18 protein-coding genes are annotated in these 16,143 nt (G+C 62.8%); 10 read left to right on the forward strand and 8 right to left on the reverse strand.

All coding sequences use genetic code 11. The features are described from left to right. Position 1: 1 nt before the first annotated feature. Together A9D60_RS09380 and dusB are read right to left on the reverse strand one after the other, a co-directional pair. Positions 2 to 1,081, reverse strand: coding sequence for a two-component system sensor histidine kinase NtrB (locus A9D60_RS09380; protein ID WP_065267320.1), 1,080 nt, complete (start codon positions 1,079 to 1,081; stop codon positions 2 to 4). Then, positions 1,078 to 2,064: a tRNA dihydrouridine synthase DusB gene (gene dusB, locus A9D60_RS09385; protein ID WP_065267321.1), complete on the reverse strand. Its 987-nt coding sequence runs from the start codon at positions 2,062 to 2,064 to the stop codon at positions 1,078 to 1,080. The genes A9D60_RS09380 and dusB overlap by 4 nt, the downstream gene beginning before the upstream one ends. A gap of 182 nt (positions 2,065 to 2,246) precedes the next feature. On the opposite strand from dusB, the gene A9D60_RS09390 reads away from it, so the two are divergent. The 4 genes from A9D60_RS09390 (at position 2,247) to A9D60_RS09405 (ending at position 5,701) form a co-directional block, all read left to right on the forward strand. Beyond that, positions 2,247 to 3,383, forward strand: a complete 1,137-nt coding sequence (locus A9D60_RS09390) for a bifunctional 2-C-methyl-D-erythritol 4-phosphate cytidylyltransferase/2-C-methyl-D-erythritol 2,4-cyclodiphosphate synthase (RefSeq protein ID WP_065267373.1) — start codon at positions 2,247 to 2,249, stop codon at positions 3,381 to 3,383. Next, on the forward strand, positions 3,380 to 3,886 hold the full coding sequence (locus A9D60_RS09395) for a phosphatidylglycerophosphatase A family protein (protein WP_065267322.1): 507 nt from the start codon (positions 3,380 to 3,382) through the stop codon (positions 3,884 to 3,886). Before A9D60_RS09390 ends, A9D60_RS09395 begins: the two co-directional genes overlap by 4 nt. A 2-nt stretch (positions 3,887 to 3,888) precedes the next feature. Then, complete coding sequence (locus tag A9D60_RS09400; protein WP_065267323.1) at positions 3,889 to 4,380, forward strand: CinA family protein; 492 nt, start codon at positions 3,889 to 3,891, stop codon at positions 4,378 to 4,380. 139 nt (positions 4,381 to 4,519) lie between these two features. Beyond that, entirely contained in the window at positions 4,520 to 5,701 is a 1,182-nt protein-coding gene (locus tag A9D60_RS09405; RefSeq protein ID WP_065267324.1) for an ammonium transporter, read from the forward strand. A gap of 84 nt (positions 5,702 to 5,785) precedes the next feature. On the opposite strand, the gene tmpT is transcribed toward A9D60_RS09405, so the two are convergent. Both tmpT and A9D60_RS09415 read right to left on the reverse strand, forming a co-directional pair. Continuing rightward, entirely contained in the window at positions 5,786 to 6,427 is a 642-nt protein-coding gene (gene tmpT / locus A9D60_RS09410; RefSeq protein WP_065267325.1) for a thiopurine S-methyltransferase, read from the reverse strand. A 93-nt stretch (positions 6,428 to 6,520) separates the two neighbouring features. After that, positions 6,521 to 6,967: a type II toxin-antitoxin system RatA family toxin gene (locus A9D60_RS09415; RefSeq protein WP_065267326.1), complete on the reverse strand. Its 447-nt coding sequence runs from the start codon at positions 6,965 to 6,967 to the stop codon at positions 6,521 to 6,523. 74 nt (positions 6,968 to 7,041) lie between these two features. Here A9D60_RS09415 and hpt point away from each other — a divergent pair, with 74 nt between their 5' ends. After that, positions 7,042 to 7,587, forward strand: coding sequence for a hypoxanthine phosphoribosyltransferase (gene hpt / locus A9D60_RS09420; RefSeq protein ID WP_065267327.1), 546 nt, complete (start codon positions 7,042 to 7,044; stop codon positions 7,585 to 7,587). Between the two features lie 245 nt (positions 7,588 to 7,832). Beyond that, on the forward strand, positions 7,833 to 8,219 hold the full coding sequence (locus A9D60_RS09425) for a hypothetical protein (protein ID WP_065267328.1): 387 nt from the start codon (positions 7,833 to 7,835) through the stop codon (positions 8,217 to 8,219). Positions 8,220 to 8,222: 3 nt separating this feature from the next. Here A9D60_RS09425 and A9D60_RS09430 read toward each other — a convergent pair whose 3' ends face one another. Both A9D60_RS09430 and lipA read right to left on the reverse strand, forming a co-directional pair. Then, on the reverse strand, positions 8,223 to 9,365 hold the full coding sequence (locus A9D60_RS09430) for an amidohydrolase (RefSeq protein ID WP_065267329.1): 1,143 nt from the start codon (positions 9,363 to 9,365) through the stop codon (positions 8,223 to 8,225). After that, entirely contained in the window at positions 9,362 to 10,315 is a 954-nt protein-coding gene (gene lipA / locus A9D60_RS09435) for a lipoyl synthase (protein ID WP_039146484.1), read from the reverse strand. Before lipA ends, A9D60_RS09430 begins: the two co-directional genes overlap by 4 nt. A 208-nt stretch (positions 10,316 to 10,523) precedes the next feature. On the opposite strand from lipA, the gene A9D60_RS09440 reads away from it, so the two are divergent. The 3 genes from A9D60_RS09440 (at position 10,524) to A9D60_RS09450 (ending at position 12,786) form a co-directional block, all read left to right on the forward strand. Then, positions 10,524 to 11,438, forward strand: coding sequence for a hypothetical protein (locus A9D60_RS09440; protein WP_065267330.1), 915 nt, complete (start codon positions 10,524 to 10,526; stop codon positions 11,436 to 11,438). 174 nt (positions 11,439 to 11,612) lie between these two features. After that, entirely contained in the window at positions 11,613 to 12,161 is a 549-nt protein-coding gene (locus A9D60_RS09445) for a peroxiredoxin (protein ID WP_065267331.1), read from the forward strand. Positions 12,162 to 12,324: 163 nt separating this feature from the next. After that, entirely contained in the window at positions 12,325 to 12,786 is a 462-nt protein-coding gene (locus A9D60_RS09450; RefSeq protein WP_175392927.1) for a cupin domain-containing protein, read from the forward strand. Between the two features lie 75 nt (positions 12,787 to 12,861). Here the strand turns inward: A9D60_RS09450 and A9D60_RS09455 are convergent, their stop codons facing one another. Further along, a complete protein-coding gene (locus A9D60_RS09455) occupies positions 12,862 to 13,935 on the reverse strand; it encodes a DUF6456 domain-containing protein (RefSeq protein ID WP_065267333.1) in 1,074 nt (357 codons plus the stop codon). Positions 13,936 to 14,167: 232 nt separating this feature from the next. On the opposite strand from A9D60_RS09455, the gene A9D60_RS09460 reads away from it, so the two are divergent. Then, the gene (locus A9D60_RS09460) at positions 14,168 to 14,518 is read left to right on the forward strand and encodes a DUF6477 family protein (protein WP_065267334.1); all 351 of its coding nucleotides are present in this window, start codon (positions 14,168 to 14,170) and stop codon (positions 14,516 to 14,518) included. A 15-nt stretch (positions 14,519 to 14,533) separates the two neighbouring features. Here the strand turns inward: A9D60_RS09460 and A9D60_RS09465 are convergent, their stop codons facing one another. Next, entirely contained in the window at positions 14,534 to 16,081 is a 1,548-nt protein-coding gene (locus tag A9D60_RS09465; protein ID WP_065267335.1) for a trimethylamine methyltransferase family protein, read from the reverse strand. Positions 16,082 to 16,143: the final 62 nt, after the last annotated feature.

The raw sequence follows: 16,143 nt of genomic DNA on the forward strand, positions 1-16,143 counted from the left end.
ATCAGCTCTCCTGCGGTTTTGCGTCACGCGGCACGCGCGACAGCGACAGCCGGAACACTGTGCGCCCGGGAACCGAGCTCACGGAAATCCAGCCATTATGCTCCGAGACGATCTTGCTTACCAAAGCAAGACCCAGCCCGGTGCCGTTCTCCCGTCCCGAGACAAACGGGTCGAAAATGTCGTCCTTTATCTTGTCCGGCAGCCCAGGACCGTCATCGGTGATCTCGATCTGAAGGGGCAGCAGCTTGCCGGTTCCGTCACTGCGGCGCAACCGGAAGGAATGCTCATAGAAAGTGCGGATATGAATACTTCCGCCTTTTGGATCAGCGGCTTCCGAGGCATTCCTCAACAGGTTCAGAACCACCTGCAGCAGCTGGTCCGCATCGCCCCAGGCCATCGGCAAGGAGGGGTCGTATTCCTCGGTAATGGTCATATGGGCGCCGAATCCCAGCAGCGCCGAACGCCGCGCCCGGTCCAGCACATCGTGCAGGTTCACCGGCTGGAATGCGGGCTCCGTCAGGTTGCCGAACTGCTCCACCTGCTCCAGCAGTTTCACGATGCGGCGGCTTTCGCTGACAATCAGGTCAGTCAGCTCCAGGTCCTCCGGCCCCAGCCCCATGCTCAGAAGCTGCGCCGCGCCGGTGATGCCCGCCAGCGGGTTCTTGATCTCATGCGCCAGCATCTCCGCCATGCCGATGGCAGAGGCAGCCGCGGATTTGGCGGAATGGGTCTGCGTCATCCGCCCGGCCAGCTCCCGCGGGGTGACCATCAGCAGCATCACCCCCTCCTGCCCCTGCAGCGGCGCGATCTGCACCCCGCATTGCAGCGGCGCCCGGCTGCCGGAGCCGACGTCGATGTCATTCACGAACAGCGGCGTGCTCTGCACCCGAGCACGGGCAAAAGCCTCCTCGATCGGTGCATCAATCGCCAGCGTGTCCCAGACCGGCTGCCCCATCAGCGCCTTGCGCGAGGTATTCAGAAACCCTTCACCAGCCGCGTTCACATCGGCGATCTTATCCCAGGCATCAATCAAAAAGGCCGGCACCGGCAAGGAGGCCCAGAGGGCAGCGCTGTCCATCATGCGGCGGCCTCCGGTATTTGCGCGCTCAGCGCTTCTGGCAGCAGCGCCAGCACTTCCGCCGGGTTCTTCTCCGTCAGCACGGCCCGGCGCATGGCGGGACCTGTTCCGGCCTCATCCATGTACCAGCCCAGATGCTTGCGCGCGACGCGGACCCCAAGATCCTGCCCGTAGAAATCCAGCATTGCCCGGTAATGCTCTGAAACCATTTGAATAAACGCATCTCCTTGCGGAATTTCCGGTGCCGGTGTGGCCCATAGGTGATGCGCCACTTCTGCCAGCAGCCAGGGCCTGCCTTCGGCTCCGCGCCCGATCATCACGCCATCGGCGCCGGACTGCTCCAGCGCTTGCCGGGCAGAGGCGGTATCAACGATATCGCCATTGGCCAGCAGCGGCACAGTCACCGCGTCCTTCACCGCCCGGATCGCCGCCCAATCGGCAGATCCCTTGTAGAACTGGCAGCGGGTGCGGCCGTGGATCGTCACCATCTGTACCCCGGCCTCGCAAGCCCGGCGGGCCACATCCGGCGCGTTGAGGCAGTTATCATCCCAGCCCAGCCGTGTCTTCAGCGTCACCGGCACGTCCACAGCTTCCACAACTGCCTCGATCAGTTTCAGCGCATGATCCGGTGTCTTCAACAAGGCAGAGCCGGAATAGCCGTTTGTCACCTTCTTGGCCGGGCAGCCCATATTGATGTCGATGATCCGGGCGCCCTGCCCGGCCACCTGTTTCGCCGCCTCGGCAATCCAGTATTCGTCGCGCCCAGCCAGCTGCACCGCGGTGTTCTCCACATCCGCGCTCAGCTCCGCCCGTTCGCGCACGCCGGGCTTGGCCTGCACCATCTCCTGGCTTGCCACCATCTCGCTCACCATCAAACCAACGCCAAAGGAGCGGACCAGATCCCGGAACGGCCGGTCGGTGATTCCCGCCATCGGAGCCAATGCTATGGGCGGGGACATGGAGGTGGTTCCAAGCGTGAAGGACAAATGCCTAATCCTTGTGCAACTGAGAAGTTTTTATCCGAAGCTTTTGCTATGCAGCAATGAATTGCGCCTCTGCAAGCCACTCCCGAACCTCATTTGCCTATTTTTTAATCACATTCCGCCGGGTGATTGCCACTTCCCGCGCCACCTCATAAACAATGCGGGACCTACCGGACGAGGACCGCATGACCACAGCCGCCCTGATCGTCGCCGCCGGACGCGGCACCCGCGCAGGCGGCGGCACGCCCAAGCAATGGCGCCCGCTCAAGGGCCGCCGGGTGATAGACTGGACCCTCGAAGCCTTTGCGAATGCGGGCGTGGACCTGATCGCACTGGTTCTGTCACCGGATGACACAGCCGCCTGGGAAGAATTCTCCGGCCATCCCGGACTGTTTCTGGCCGAAGGCGGCGCCGAACGGGCAGCCTCTGTGCTGAACGGGCTGAAGACACTGGAGACAAATGGCGTGGACAAGGTACTGATCCACGACGCCGCCCGCCCCTGTGTCAGCCCTGCCCTGATCCGCAGCATTCTCAACGCCTTGGACGAAACAGCTGCCGCAGCCCCGGCGCTTGCCGTGACCGACGCGCTGTGGACCGGCGAAGACGGCATCGTCACCGGCCCCCAGGACCGCACCGGCCTGTTCGCCGCGCAGACGCCCCAGGGTTTCCGGTTTCGGGACATTCTGGCAGCACATCTTGCCCACCCCGGCGGGGCCGCCGATGATGTGGAGGTGGCGCGCGATGCTGGGCTTGACGTGACCATCATTCCGGGGGAGCCGGACAACATCAAAATAACCCGCCCCGAGGATTTCACCCGGGCGGAACGCATTCTGGGAGCAGACATGGATATCAGGCTTGGCAACGGCTACGACGTGCACCGCTTCGGCCCCGGCGACAGAGTGATCCTGTGCGGGGTGGAAATCCCGCATGAGAAAACCCTGCAAGGCCACTCCGACGCCGATGTTGGTATGCACGCTGTCACCGACGCCATCTATGGCGCGCTTGCGCAGGGCGACATCGGCCAGCACTTCCCGCCCTCCGACCCGCAGTGGAAAGGCGCTGCCAGCGAGATTTTCCTGCGCCACGCCGCCAACCTGGCGCGCGAGATGGGGTTCACCCTGTCGAACGTCGACTGCACCCTGGTCTGCGAATACCCCAAGGTTGGCCCGCACGCAGCCAAGATGCGCGCAGTGATGGCTGAGATCCTGGGCATCGGCACAGACCGCGTGTCGATCAAGGCCACCACGTCGGAGCGCCTCGGCTTCACCGGCCGCGGAGAAGGCATCGCTGCAATCGCCACAGCAGCACTGGTGAAGTCATGAAAAAGTCGCGCCTCGCCTTCCTGATCGGCACCGTGGGCGGCGTCGGCTATCTGCGCCCGGCCCCCGGCACCTGGGGCTCGCTTGCCGCCCTTCCCATGGCCTATGCGCTGCACCAGCTGGGCGGGTTCCTGCTGCTGGCGCTAGCAACCGTGATCTGCATGGTGGTGGGCGTTTGGGCGGCGGAAGCGATGACCCGCAACCGCGAAAACATGGACCCCTCGGAATTTGTCCTCGATGAGGTCGCAGGCCAGTTCATTGCGCTCTGGGCTGTGTCCTACCCGGCCTGGGCGCATGATATCGAGATCACCGCGCTATGGCCGGGCTGGATTGCCGCCTTTGCGCTGTTCCGCCTGTTCGACATCTTGAAACCCGGCCCTGTCGGCTGGGCCGACCGGCAGAAGGGCGCAACCGGTGTGATGATGGACGACATCATCGCGGGCATCCTGGCCGCCATCTGTGTCGCCGCCCTCGCATTCCTGTCGCACGGCGTTTTGGGGATGTGAGCATGAGCGCGGATGAGCTGATCAGACGCGCGACCGCCGCAGGCATCACCATCGCCACGGCTGAAAGCTGCACCGGCGGCATGATAGCGGCCGCGCTCACCGATATTCCCGGCTCCTCCGCCGTGGTTGACCGCGGCTTTGTCACCTACTCCAATGCCGCCAAGATGCAGATGCTGGGGGTAAAAGCAGAAACTCTGGACGCCGTTGGCGCCGTCAGCGAGGAGGTCGCCGCGGAAATGGCCGAAGGTGCGGTGCGGAACGCTGGTGTCACCCTGGCCGTCTCCGTCACCGGCATCGCCGGCCCCGGCGGGTCGGAGTTCAAGCCAGAGGGCCGCGTTTGCTTTGGCCTGGCCCGCGCAGGCCAGACTGCCACAACAGAAACCGTGGAATTCGGCGCCATCGGCCGGGCAAATGTCCGCGCCGCCACCTGCGATCACGCGCTGGAACTGCTGGCGCAGGCGATTTCCCAAATCGAACGCGAAACGGGCAGCTGACCCGCTGCGGCGCTCAAATTTTCAGCACTTGCAAAAAAGCCCCGTTTTTGTGCGCCTCCCGCGCCCCTGCCGCTTTTTTCTGCGCCCCGACTGCGCTTTCTCCTGACCTCACCGGTTTTTGAGGGGAAGGAACAATCGGATGAACGGAGCGGATACCGCATGGATCATAGTGGCCACGGCCCTGGTCCTCTTCATGACACTGCCAGGCCTGGCCCTGTTCTACGGCGGCCTTGTGCGTGCCCGTAATGTGCTCAGCGTCTTCATGCATTGCTATGCCATTGCCTGTTTGATGAGCGTTCTGTGGCTGGCCTTCGGCTATACGATTGCCTTCGGAAGCGGCACCTCCGGTATCTGGGGCGGTCTGGACAAGATGTTCCTGAACGGAGTCACTGCCGACAGCCTGTCCGGCACCCTGCCCGAGGTTCTGTTCTTTGCCTTTCAGATGACATTTGCCATCATCACGCCCGCGCTGATTGTCGGTGCCTATGTGGAGCGTGTCGGCTTCGGCTTTGTGCTGGTATTCTCCGGCCTCTGGATGCTCTTGTGCTATGCACCTGTCGTGCATTGGATCTGGGGCGGCGGCTTCCTGGCGGACGGCGGCATCTTCGGCGACGTGGGCGTCAAGGACTTTGCCGGCGGCATCGTGGTGCATGAAACCGCGGGCCTCGCAGCCCTGATCATCGCCTTCTTCCTCGGCCCGCGCAAAAACCGCACCATCCCGCCGCACAATCCCGGTTATGTAATGATCGGTGCCGCGATGCTGTGGGTCGGCTGGTTCGGCTTCAACGGCGGCTCGCAGCTGGCCGCAGACGGCGGTGCGGCGATGGCGCTGACCGTGACCCATATCTCTGCGGCCACCGCGTCGCTGACCTGGGCGCTGTGGGAAAAGATCAAATACGGCAAGGCGTCCCTCGTGGGTCTGGTCACCGGCACCATTGCGGGCCTCGCCTCGATCACCCCAGCCTCCGGCTTTGTCGGCCCGGTGGAGGCGCTGATCATCGGTGCCATTGCCGGTGTGCTGTGCCAGGAGATGGTCAATCTGGTGCGCAACAAGATGCAGATCGACGACACCCTCGATGTCTTTGCCGTGCACGGCGTCGGCGGCATCTTCGGCACCATCATGATCGCCGTCTTCGGCGCCGGTGCCTGGGCCGCGCAGCTGGGCGCGCTGGTGATCGTCGGCATCTTCACCGTGGTTGTGACCATCGCGCTGGTGAAGATCTCCGCTTTGATCACATCCCTGCGCGTGGATCTTGAAAGCGAGACCAACGGCCTCGATCTCTCTGTTCACGGTGAGCGCGCATACGACATGAACAGCTGACCCCGGCTATGACGGATGCCGCCACTCACGGCAAACGGTGCCATTTTGCACCGGACGGGTCCCCTCGGGGACCCGTTTTCTGTTTCAAGTCATAGGGGTTAGCAGCCAGGCCTGTTCCAGCGCGTTGCACCGTTCTCCGATACGGCCATCCGCGGCGCGCTCCTCGATCAAGGTGATGCCATGGCTGCCCTGATAGAGCGCACGCACTGCTGATTCCGGCACCGAAAACGGCGGACCATCCATCAGGGACTGATCATAGTCAAAGCCGATCAGCAGCTGTTTCGCAGTGCCGGTGATCCGGTTCAGATGCGCCGCATAGGCCTGCCGGTCCTCCGGCTTCACCGCAACCAGCGCCGCCCGGTCATAGACCGCGTCAACCGCGCCAAGATTTGCCGGTGACAGGGAGAAGAAATCACCTGCATAAAGGGTCAGTTCGCCTGACTGATAGCGGGTTAGCCCATCTGCCTGCGAGACGTCCGGTGTCTGCCCCAGCCGGGCAAAGACCTCCTCCACCGCGCCATGATTGAACTCAACACCGGTCACACGCAGTCCCTGTGACAGCAGCCAGTCCAAGTCCAGCGCCTTGCCGCAAAGAGGAACAAAGACGGATTGGCCCGCCCCCAGTACGAGCTGGGAAAAATGTTTAGTCAGCAATGAGTTGGGCGCGGCCTCGTGAAACCCGATGCGGTTCTCGCGCCAGCGCGCCTGCCAGAATTCCTGTTCCATTGCGGGGTGCTCCTTCCATGGAAAATGACGAATTCAGCCGTTGATACGACTTGAAGCCCGCTTGAGGTCAACAGGTATCTGCGCAACGAAACCCTAGCCGTACAGCTCCGCCGCACGGCGTTCAAAGGCACGCACGATCCGCTGCATGGCCTCGTTGAAAACCACGCCGATAATTCCCTGCAGAACCGCGTTCTTGAATTCGAAATCGACGAAGAAATCTACGTCGCAGCTGCCGTCCTCGCGCGGGGTGAAGATCCAGTGGGATTTCATGTAGCGGAACGGGCCGTCCAGATACTCGGTATCGATTTTTCTCTCGCCCGGATAAAGGGTTACCCGGCTGCCGAACCGTTCCCGGAAGACCTTGAAGGAGATCACAAGATCCGCCTCCATCACCTCTGCCTCGCCCATCGGGGCACGGCTGCGGATACGGGCCGCGGCGCACCACGGAAGGAACTTGGGATACTGCGCCACATCGGCCACCAGATCGTACATCTGCTGTGCCGAGTAGGGCATCTGGCGGGTTTCCGAGTGTGTGGGCATCTGTCCGCTGATTTTCTGCTACAATTACCGGGCGTGATGTCCTATGTACGCGCGGGAAATTCAAGGGGGCAGCCATGACACAGCGTCCATATGTCATTGATGTGATGATCTCGGCCAAGGCAATCGCCGCGCGGATCGAGGAGCTTTGCGAGGAAATCCAGAAGGAATTCGGCAATACCGACAAGCTGGTCGTGGTTGGCCTGCTGCGCGGCAGTTTCGTGTTCATCGCCGATCTGGTGCGGGAGCTGGACCTGCCGATCGAGGTCGATTTCCTGGAGGCGTCCTCTTATGGCGACTCGATGGAGAGCAGCCGGGAAGTGCGTATTCTCAAGGACTTGCGCGGTGCCATTGAAGGGCGCGACGTGCTGGTCGTGGAGGATATCGTCGACACAGGCCACACGCTGAACCACGTCACCCACCTGCTGCAAAGCCGCAATCCGGCACGGCTGAAATCCATTGCGCTGCTGGACAAGCCGTCGCGGCGCGAGGTGGATTTCCGCTCCGACTGGGTGGGTTTTGAGATCCCCGACGAATTTGTTGTCGGCTATGGCATCGACTATGCACAGCGCAACCGGAACCTGCCGTATATCGGCAAGGTGCGGTTCACTGACGAGGGCTGAACCGGCCAAGAACCGGGGGTGACATGCGTGCACCCCCTGTACACCGCCTGTGCACCGGGGATGCACTCCGGGCCGGGGTCTCATGCAAAACTGCCACAAACCGCGATAAACGCACCGTAAACGGGAACCGGCGCCACTCCGCCGGTTTCACACCTGCTACCGGCGCTTTCCGGCGCAGCGTATTTGCCATTTGCGCGCTCCTGCCCCATGTGATTTCCAAACGCAGCGATCACAGGAGATCCGCAATGCAAAAGTTTTTGACAGCAGCAGCGGCAGCCGCAATGACCCTTTCCCTTGCCCCTGCAGCCACCCACGCCGGGCCTCCGAAATGGGCTTCCGGGCACAGCAAAAGTGCGGCCCATTATGCCCCCGGCCAAGTGAAAAAACGGCACCACCGCAAGCACCGCCACAGCCACGACCATGACGACGATCATGATCATGACCGCAGCCGGTATGACGGGCGTATTCATGGCGATGACTGGGTCTATGTGGATGACTACAGCCGCTGGGGCCTGGAGCCGCCACGCGCAGGGCACCGCTATGTGCGCCAGGGCGACAAGATTTTTGAGGTGGTCAAGGACACGCTGGCGATCATCGGCGCGGTGGCCGTCGTGAATGCGCTGACCCAGTAAGGGTCAGCCCAGAAGGTTTCTGAGCGTGTGCAGAAAGATCCCGGCCCCGGCCGGGATTGCTGCATCCGGGAAATCGAAATCCGGGTTGTGCAGCTGCGGCTGCGCTTCGCCCGAGCCAAGCCAGAACATCGCAGCCTTGGCCTGTTTGCCGAACTGGCCGAAATCCTCTGACCAGCGCTGCGGGTAGTCCCGCATCTGCGCCGGATGGCCTGCCGCCGCGCAGGCGGCTTGCAGCACCTCCACCGCATCCGGGTGGTTGGTGCAGGCGTCGAACACGTCGTCGAATTCTACTGACCCAGTCAGCCCCTCCGCCGCGCAGACCTGCTCCGCCAGTGCGGTGGCCTCTGCGATGAGCTGATCCATCCGGGCATCAGTCACAGTGCGCAGAGTGGCCCAGACTTCGCCCTCGCCCGGCGCAATGCCAAAGGTCGCTTCGCCCAGCCGGGCATGGGTCAGCGTGACCAGCGCAAATTCCGGCCCCAGATCACCACCTTGCCCCAGGGAAACAAGGCCCGGCAGCAGTTGGGAAATGGCGCCGGCAGGCGAAACCCCGTCCTGCGGCGCGGCAGCGTGGGAGGTTTTGCCGGTCAGTTTGATGCGCATGCCGCGCGACGCGCAGTTGGCAGCGCCGGAGCACAAGGCCACCTGACCCACCGGCAGACCCGGCAGGTTGTGCAGGGAGAAGGCATAATCCGGCGCGATCTGCGCGAAGACCGGATCGGCAATCACCGCCGCTGCACCCTTGCCGGTTTCCTCCGCCGGCTGGAACAGCAGCACGACGCGGCCCCGCGCGGGGCGCTGTGCCGACAGGTCCGCGGCTAAAGCCGCAACCATCGTCATATGGCCGTCATGACCGCACAGGTGACCGCGGCCAGCGTGAGTGGAGCGGTAGGGCTGGTCCGACAGCTCCTCGATCGGCAAGCCGTCGAGTTCACAGCGGATCAGGACCGTGGGGCCGTCCGCACTGCCCACATAGACCGCGGCAACACCGTGGCCGCCAAGCCTGGTCAGCAGCTGGTCGGGCTGATGCTGGCGCAGGTAGTCCGCCACCATGACGGCGGTCTTCTCCTCGGCGCCGGAAACCTCGGGGATCTGATGCAGGGCGTGGCGCAGCTGCGTCAGCTGCGCCAAGCGCTCAGGCGTCATGCCAGGCCCAGCTTCTTGTTACGGGCCTCGCGCAGACGGGCGAAATCGTCACCTGCGTGATAGGAGGAGCGGGTCAGCGGTGTAGCCGAGACCATCAGGAAACCCTTGCCATAGGCGGCTTTCTCGTAGGATTTGAACTCCTCGGGCGTCACGAAACGGTCCACTGCGTGGTGTTTCGGCGTCGGCTGCAAGTACTGGCCGATGGTCAGGAAGTCGATGTCCGCAGCGCGCATGTCATCCATCACCTGCTTCACCGCCTGCGCGTCTTCGCCCAGGCCGACCATGATGCCGGATTTGGTGAACATGGAGGGGTCCAGTTCCTTGACCCGCTGCAAGAGCCGCAGGGAGTGGAAATAGCGCGCGCCGGCGCGGACCTCAGGGTAGAGGCCCGGCACGGTTTCCAGATTGTGGTTGAAAACGTCGGGACGTGCCTCGACCACCGTTTCCAGCACCGACGGATCGCATTTCAGGAAATCCGGGGTCAGGATTTCAATGGTGGTGTTCGGGCTGCGGTGGCGCACCGCGCGGATGGTCTGGGCAAAATGCTCTGCGCCGCCGTCCTCAATATCGTCGCGGTCCACGGAGGTGATCACAACGTGGTTGAGACCCAGCTTTTCAACCGCATGAGCGACGCGGCCCGGCTCAAACGCATCCAGCGCCTCAGGCGGCTTACCGGTGGCGATGTTGCAGAAGGAACAGGCGCGGGTGCAGACCTCCCCCATGATCATCATGGTGGCGTGGCCCTGGCTCCAGCATTCGCCGACATTGGGGCAGCCCGCTTCCTCGCAGACTGTCGTCAGCTTGTTGTCGCGCATGATCTTGTGGGTTTCGGCATAACCTTTGCCGCCCGGCGCCTTAACCCGGATCCAGCTTGGCTTCTTGGGCTGAGCGTTGTCGGGACGATGCGCCTTTTCGGGGTGGCGCTGCTCCGGGATCTTAAGGTCTCTCACGTGGGTTTCCCTTCCGGCCTTTGGCGTTCTGAGCGGGTTTAACATAGCTGATCTGGCTTGGCACGGGCATATCGTCAACCCTGCCTTGCCGCCTTGTCATGGCTCAAACTCAGAAAATGTGCCGTTTTTCTTTGCCAAAGCGGCGCAGGCGGACACATAATTCCCGCAGGCAAGGAGATTTCAATGCAAATCATTCAGGGAGGGACGCATGGCCAAGGAGCTGGAGAAATTCAAGGCAGAGGCTAAGAAGCTGGCCGCCGGCACCAAGAAATTCACCACCGCCGAGGGCGATAAGCTTAAGAAGCGGATCGGGATTTCGCTGGGCAACGCCTGGGAGGGCGAGGATTATTTCCGCGAAAGCCTGGCCAAGGCGCGCAAGGACGGGGTGAAGTCGGAGAAGCTGGCCGATTTCCAGAAGAACAAGCATTTCAAGGACGGGCTGGTCACCTGGAACAAGGCGGTGGACATCCACCAGGAGGAAGTCGGCGCGATGAAGGGGTTCTGCGCCGATGCCAAGGCGCATATGGCCAAGCAGCAGGCGCTGCTGAAGGACATCGAGAAGGACCTGAAGAAACGGTCCAAATCCTCCGCCTCGAAGAAGGACATTGAGGCGCTGCAGGGCGAGCTGGAGAAGGAGATTGCGGCGGTCAAGAAGGCCTCGGAGTACGAAGGCAAGCTGAATGCTGCGCAGAAACTGTACGGGGCGAATTTCCAGAAAACGGTCGACAAGATCCTGAAGGAAAAGGCGGACAGCCACGACAAGAAGAAAGACGCGACAGAGCTGCCGCAGCTGTTGGTGGACCGCAACCTGAAGAAATACACCAATCAGGTCGGCGCGCTGGTGAAGGCGATCAATGCCCATTGCGTGACCGCCATCGACAAGGCTGGTCAGGACCTGAAGGCCGCAGCGCCGGAGCTGAAGGCGGCAGCGGCGAAATACAAGGATCTGAAGAAGATCAACGACCAGTACCAGACCGCCAGGAAGAAGTTCCCTGGCGCCATCGAGGATTCCAAGGACAAGAAGAAGCTCTTGGCGACGCTCAAGAAGTTCAATGACCTGACCGCCGCCGCCGAACGCAAGATCCGCGGCACCACGGTCACCATCAAAAAAGCTGCGGCGTAACGTCCCTCCCAGGTAGGAAGATGCCGTTTTCACGAGGTTTTCCGGCGCCGGACCGCTGCAAGTGCGGACAGGCGCAGGAAAGCTGTGCGCAATTCACAGGGATGTGTTGATGCCAGCTTAGAATCATTTTAAGCCTGCCCGCCGAATGAAATCCTCAATCAGGAGCAAGCTGAGATGAAAGCTGGCGTTAAGCTGCCCGACGTGACCTTCCACACCCGTGTCCGCGACGAAGCAATCGAAGGCCCGAACCCGTTCCGCTGGGAAGACAAGACCACTGCTGACTACTTTGCAGGCAAGCGCGTTGTGCTGTTCTCGCTGCCGGGCGCCTTCACCCCCACCTGCTCCACCTACCAGCTGCCGGGCTTTGAAAAAGGCTTTGCCGACTTCCAGGCCGAAGGCATCGACGCGATCTACTGCATGTCGGTGAACGACAGCTTCGTGATGAACGCCTGGGCGCGCGCGCAGGAACTGGAAAACGTGGACGTGATCCCGGATGGCTCCGGCGAATTCACCCGCAAGATGGGCATGCTGGTCGCCAAGGACAACCTGGGCTTCGGCAACCGCTCCTGGCGCTATGCGGCCATCGTCAACAACGGCGTTGTTGAGGCATGGTTCGAAGAGCCGGGCCTGTCCGACAACCACGGCGAAGACCCCTATGGCGTGTCCTCCCCGGAGACCGTGCTGAAGCACCTGAAAGAAGCCAAGGCGGAAGTGGCTGCCTGAGCCGCCTCCTCTTCGTGCTGACTTCGAGGCCCGGCCAATGCGCCGGGCCTTTTGCATTTTTCCGCCCCCGGGCACCGGAAAAATTTTGACCCGCACCCGCTTCGCAGCCATTGTCCGGCAGTTGCCGGCAGGACCCGGCCCCAATGCCGAAAAGGAGAAGAAGATGACGCGCAAGCAATCCGAAACGGTCAAGGAAACTGTCGTTTCGAGCTGGAGCAACAGCCGCAACTACATGATGGCAGAGGACGAGTTCACCGGGATCGTGGTCGGCAAAGAGGCCACGGGGTCGGACTATGTCATCACCAACGGCGTGGTTTCCCCCGGCGCGGTCATCCCGGAGCATTACCACAAGTGGGAAGACCAGACCTTTCACGTCATCGAAGGGCAGCTCGAAGCCCGGATCGGCGGCGAAACCCATACGCTGGGCCCCGGTGACAGCGTCCATTGCCCGCGCGGCGTGGCGCATTTCATGAAGAATACCGGACAGGTGCAGGCCAAGCTCATCAGCTATATCTTTCCGGGTGACTGGGCCGAGGAATTCATGGCGGAGACGTCGCGGCAGAACATGAGCGGCAACCGGGATCTTGCGCTGATCGAAGACCGTTTCGGCGTCGTCTATCTGTAAGCCCGGTCAGGCTGATGGGAAGATGGGGGCCGCTGGTGGCGGCCCGACCCGTTTTTCCAGCCTGGCTGCACGCTCCTAGCCGATCATCTCTTCCTGTTGCGGGCTGGTCTCGCCATAAAACAATGCCAGATGCTGCAGGGCGATGCGCAGGACCACCTTGCCCGATCTGGCAGGCCAGCCCAGATTGCGCTCTGCGGTTTCCAGCCCCTCAAGGTGGCAGCAGCAGCGCAGGGCGATGTCGCTGAGGCCCGCGCCCAGTTTCTGCAGCGCCTCTGTCATCCTCTGGTGCGCCGCTGCCGCCGCTTCGTGGCTGGTGCTGCGCATCGGATGGCTGCCTTGGGTAAAATACAGCTCCTCCTGCACCAGATGGCTGCTGATCTGGGCCAGCTCGAAATCCTCGCGCAGCCGCCGCCCGGCCCGGACCATTGGCTGGGTCAGGAAGGACTTGCCGTCCTTGTCCAGCAGCCGGGCTAGCATCTCCAGCGGGGTTTCGGCTCCGCTGTAGCGGGACTTGCGGCCCAGTCCCCCGCCCTCGCCTGCCTCAGGCGCCTCAAACGGTGTCTGCGCTTCGGCAAAACCGCCCTCCAGCCGGGCGCGGGCACGGTTTTCCTGGTCGGCAATGATCCGGTTCAGTGCCGCGCGGCCGCCTGCAGTGATCGCATAGCGGCTGATCCGGCCCTTGCGCGAGCAGGCGATCCAGCCGGTCAGCGCCAGAGCGCCTGCCAGTGGACGCGACACCGCCACCTTGTGCCCGTCGGCTTCATGGCCTTCGCGCACCACAACGGCCATTTCCATGCCTTCGGCCGCCGCCAGAACCGCGCCGCCGCGGCTGAGCAGGGTCAGCACGCTGGCCGCCTCCCGCTCAAACCCCGAGCGCAGGCTGCGGCTGGTGGCAGAAGGCTTTTCGGTCTGCCGAGGGTCCGCGGAGGCGGAATTATAGCGTCCGGCCAGATAGGTCAGCACCTCATCAATCAGCGGATCGTCCCGCAGGATCTCTACCCGACGGACCTGGCGCAGGATGGTGGATGGATGGCAGCCCGCCTTACGGGCCAGCTGGCGGATCGGGCGGCCTGCCTCGGTGTGCTGAAGGTAGCGGCAGGTTTCCAGCGGCACCCAGCCTGGAAAGGGTGCCTGAGTCATATTTTGCATTCGTAACCCCCGGTCGTTAGCCAGGCTGCCGGGTCAGCCGCACTCAAAGGTGCCTGCGGCATGCCCCTTTACGCCCGGCTGAAGTTGGACAAAAGCGCGGATCGGACGTCATTGTTTCCAGAAAAAACATAATCATCATAAAACGGACCGTTCGCCGGTCGCCCCCTTTCCGCAACACCACCTGTGGTTGTGTTATAGCAATGCCAGATCAGAGATAGGAAAGGAGACAATCATGCAGGATGTATTCAGCCGCGTTTCGTTGCTCCGGCGCCCGGGAATTCTGGCGCGGGCGGCCCGGTTGGGCGCCCGGAATTACTGCCGCAAACGCGACCTGCGGCGCATTCTGGGCTACGGCGAGGTGCCCAAACCTGCCGCCGCCGTGATGCAACTGCTGGAACTGGAGGAAGCGCTCAACACCGCGCGCAAGGCAGGCGAGGCCGGGTATTCGATGATCCGCCATGTCGATGTGCTGATTGCGCTGGCGGGCGAGGCCGCCTGCCTGAAAGCCCGCGCAAAAACAAGAACGGCGGCCCCGCGGGACCGCCGTTTTTCCGCGGCAGAGGGTGCGGCCCCCTGCCCCTGATTTTCAAGCCCGTGCTTACATGAAGGCGTCGGGCATGGAGGCCTTCTTCTCGGCCACATATTCATCCAGCGCCATCTTGATGGACGGATCCAGCGCCGGCTGCTCGTAGGTGGCCAGCAGCTTCTCGACCCGGCTTTCGGCCAGCGCATAGGTGTCGCGCGCGCCTTCTTCTTCCCACTGTTCGAACGGCTTGTAGTCAAGCAGGTCGGACTTCCAGAAGGCCGATTTGAAGTTCGCCTGGGTGTGGGCGCAGCCAAGGTAGTGGCCGCCGGGCCCGACTTCGCGGATGGCATCCATTGCCTGGCCGTTCTCGTCCACGGAAATACCCTTGGCGAGGCCATGCAGTGTGCCCAGCTGGTCAGCGTCCATCACGAATTTCTCGAAGTCGGCAACCAGGCCGCCCTCAAGCCAGCCGCAGGAGTGCAGCATAAAGTTCACGCCGGACATCAGGCCCATGTTGAGCGAGTTGGCGGTTTCATAAGCCGCCTGCGCATCCGGCAGCTTGGAGCCGCAGAAGGAGCCGGCCGAACGGAACGGAACACCCAGGCGGCGGGCCAGCTGGCCTGCGCCATAGGTGACCAGCGACGCTTCGGGAGTGCCGAAGGTCGGGGCGCCGGAGTTCATGTCGATCGAGGACACGAAGGCGCCGAAGATCGCGGGCGCGCCGGGGCGGCACAGCTGGTTGTAGGCGATACCGGCCAGAACCTCGGCCAGCACCTGCGTGAGGGTGCCTGCCACCGACACCGGCGCCATGGCGCCGCCGACGATGAACGGCGAGATGATGCAGGCCTGCATGTTCTGGGCATAGACCTCGAGCGAGCCCATCATCACGTCGTCGAAGGTCATCGGCGAGTTGATGTTGGTCAGCGAGGTCATCACGGTGTTGTTCTGCACGAACTCCTTGCCGAACAGGATGCCCGCCATATCGACGGAGTCCTGGGCACGGCTGGGTTCGGTGACGGAGCCCATGAACGGTTTGTCGCTGAGGGTCATATGCGCCATCAGCATGTCCAGGTGGCGCTTGTTCACCGGGATGTCGGTGGGTTCGCAAACGGTGCCGCCGGAGTGGTGCAGCCACTTGGACATATAGGCCAGCTTCACGAACTTGTTGAAGTCGTCCATGGTCGCATAGCGGCGGCCGCCGCTGCGGGTGCGCACGAAGGGCGGGCCGTAGACCGGTGCCAGAACCAGGTTGCGGCCGCCGATGACCACCGATTTCTCGGGGTTGCGGGCGTGCTGGGTGAACTCGGCCGGTGCGGTTTCGCACAGCTTGCGGGCCAGGCCGCGGGGGATGCGCACGCGCTCGCCCTGGACATCGGCACCTGCCTCGCGCCAGCGCTGCAGCGCCGCCGGGTTGTCAACGAAATTGACGCCGACCTCTTCCAGGATCGTGTCCGCGTTGTACTCGATGATCTCCAGCGCTTCCTCGTTCAGGATCTCGAAGTTCGGAATGTTGCGCTCGATGTACTTGGCGGTTTCGATCTTGACGCTGGTGCGCTCGGCGCGGCGGGCGGCGCCGCCGCCGGAACCGCGGGCACGACGGCGCGGGGCTGCTTCTGTCATGGTTTATCCTCACCACAGGCATTTCATTGCGAAGGGTATTATAGCCCTCGCGCGCGCCGCCG

This window comes from Leisingera sp. JC1 (assembly GCF_001679925.1).
Taxonomy (GTDB): Bacteria; Pseudomonadota; Alphaproteobacteria; order Rhodobacterales; family Rhodobacteraceae; genus Leisingera.

Excerpts from the sequence above, each read along its gene's own strand:
- A9D60_RS09380 (WP_065267320.1), bottom strand. The coding sequence starts at position 1,081 with ATGATGGACAGCGCTGCCCTCTGGGCCTCCTTGCCGGTGCCGGCCTTT.
- A9D60_RS09425 (WP_065267328.1), top strand. The coding sequence starts at position 7,833 with ATGCAAAAGTTTTTGACAGCAGCAGCGGCAGCCGCAATGACCCTTTCC.
- tmpT (WP_065267325.1), bottom strand. The coding sequence starts at position 6,427 with ATGGAACAGGAATTCTGGCAGGCGCGCTGGCGCGAGAACCGCATCGGG.
- A9D60_RS09460 (WP_065267334.1), top strand. The coding sequence starts at position 14,168 with ATGCAGGATGTATTCAGCCGCGTTTCGTTGCTCCGGCGCCCGGGAATT.
- hpt (WP_065267327.1), top strand. The coding sequence starts at position 7,042 with ATGACACAGCGTCCATATGTCATTGATGTGATGATCTCGGCCAAGGCA.
- A9D60_RS09465 (WP_065267335.1), bottom strand. The coding sequence starts at position 16,081 with ATGACAGAAGCAGCCCCGCGCCGTCGTGCCCGCGGTTCCGGCGGCGGC.
- A9D60_RS09445 (WP_065267331.1), top strand. The coding sequence starts at position 11,613 with ATGAAAGCTGGCGTTAAGCTGCCCGACGTGACCTTCCACACCCGTGTC.
- A9D60_RS09400 (WP_065267323.1), top strand. The coding sequence starts at position 3,889 with ATGAGCGCGGATGAGCTGATCAGACGCGCGACCGCCGCAGGCATCACC.
- A9D60_RS09430 (WP_065267329.1), bottom strand. The coding sequence starts at position 9,365 with ATGACGCCTGAGCGCTTGGCGCAGCTGACGCAGCTGCGCCACGCCCTG.
- A9D60_RS09450 (WP_175392927.1), top strand. The coding sequence starts at position 12,325 with ATGACGCGCAAGCAATCCGAAACGGTCAAGGAAACTGTCGTTTCGAGC.
- A9D60_RS09405 (WP_065267324.1), top strand. The coding sequence starts at position 4,520 with ATGAACGGAGCGGATACCGCATGGATCATAGTGGCCACGGCCCTGGTC.
- A9D60_RS09390 (WP_065267373.1), top strand. The coding sequence starts at position 2,247 with ATGACCACAGCCGCCCTGATCGTCGCCGCCGGACGCGGCACCCGCGCA.
- A9D60_RS09395 (WP_065267322.1), top strand. The coding sequence starts at position 3,380 with ATGAAAAAGTCGCGCCTCGCCTTCCTGATCGGCACCGTGGGCGGCGTC.
- A9D60_RS09415 (WP_065267326.1), bottom strand. The coding sequence starts at position 6,967 with ATGCCCACACACTCGGAAACCCGCCAGATGCCCTACTCGGCACAGCAG.
- A9D60_RS09455 (WP_065267333.1), bottom strand. The coding sequence starts at position 13,935 with ATGCAAAATATGACTCAGGCACCCTTTCCAGGCTGGGTGCCGCTGGAA.
- A9D60_RS09440 (WP_065267330.1), top strand. The coding sequence starts at position 10,524 with ATGGCCAAGGAGCTGGAGAAATTCAAGGCAGAGGCTAAGAAGCTGGCC.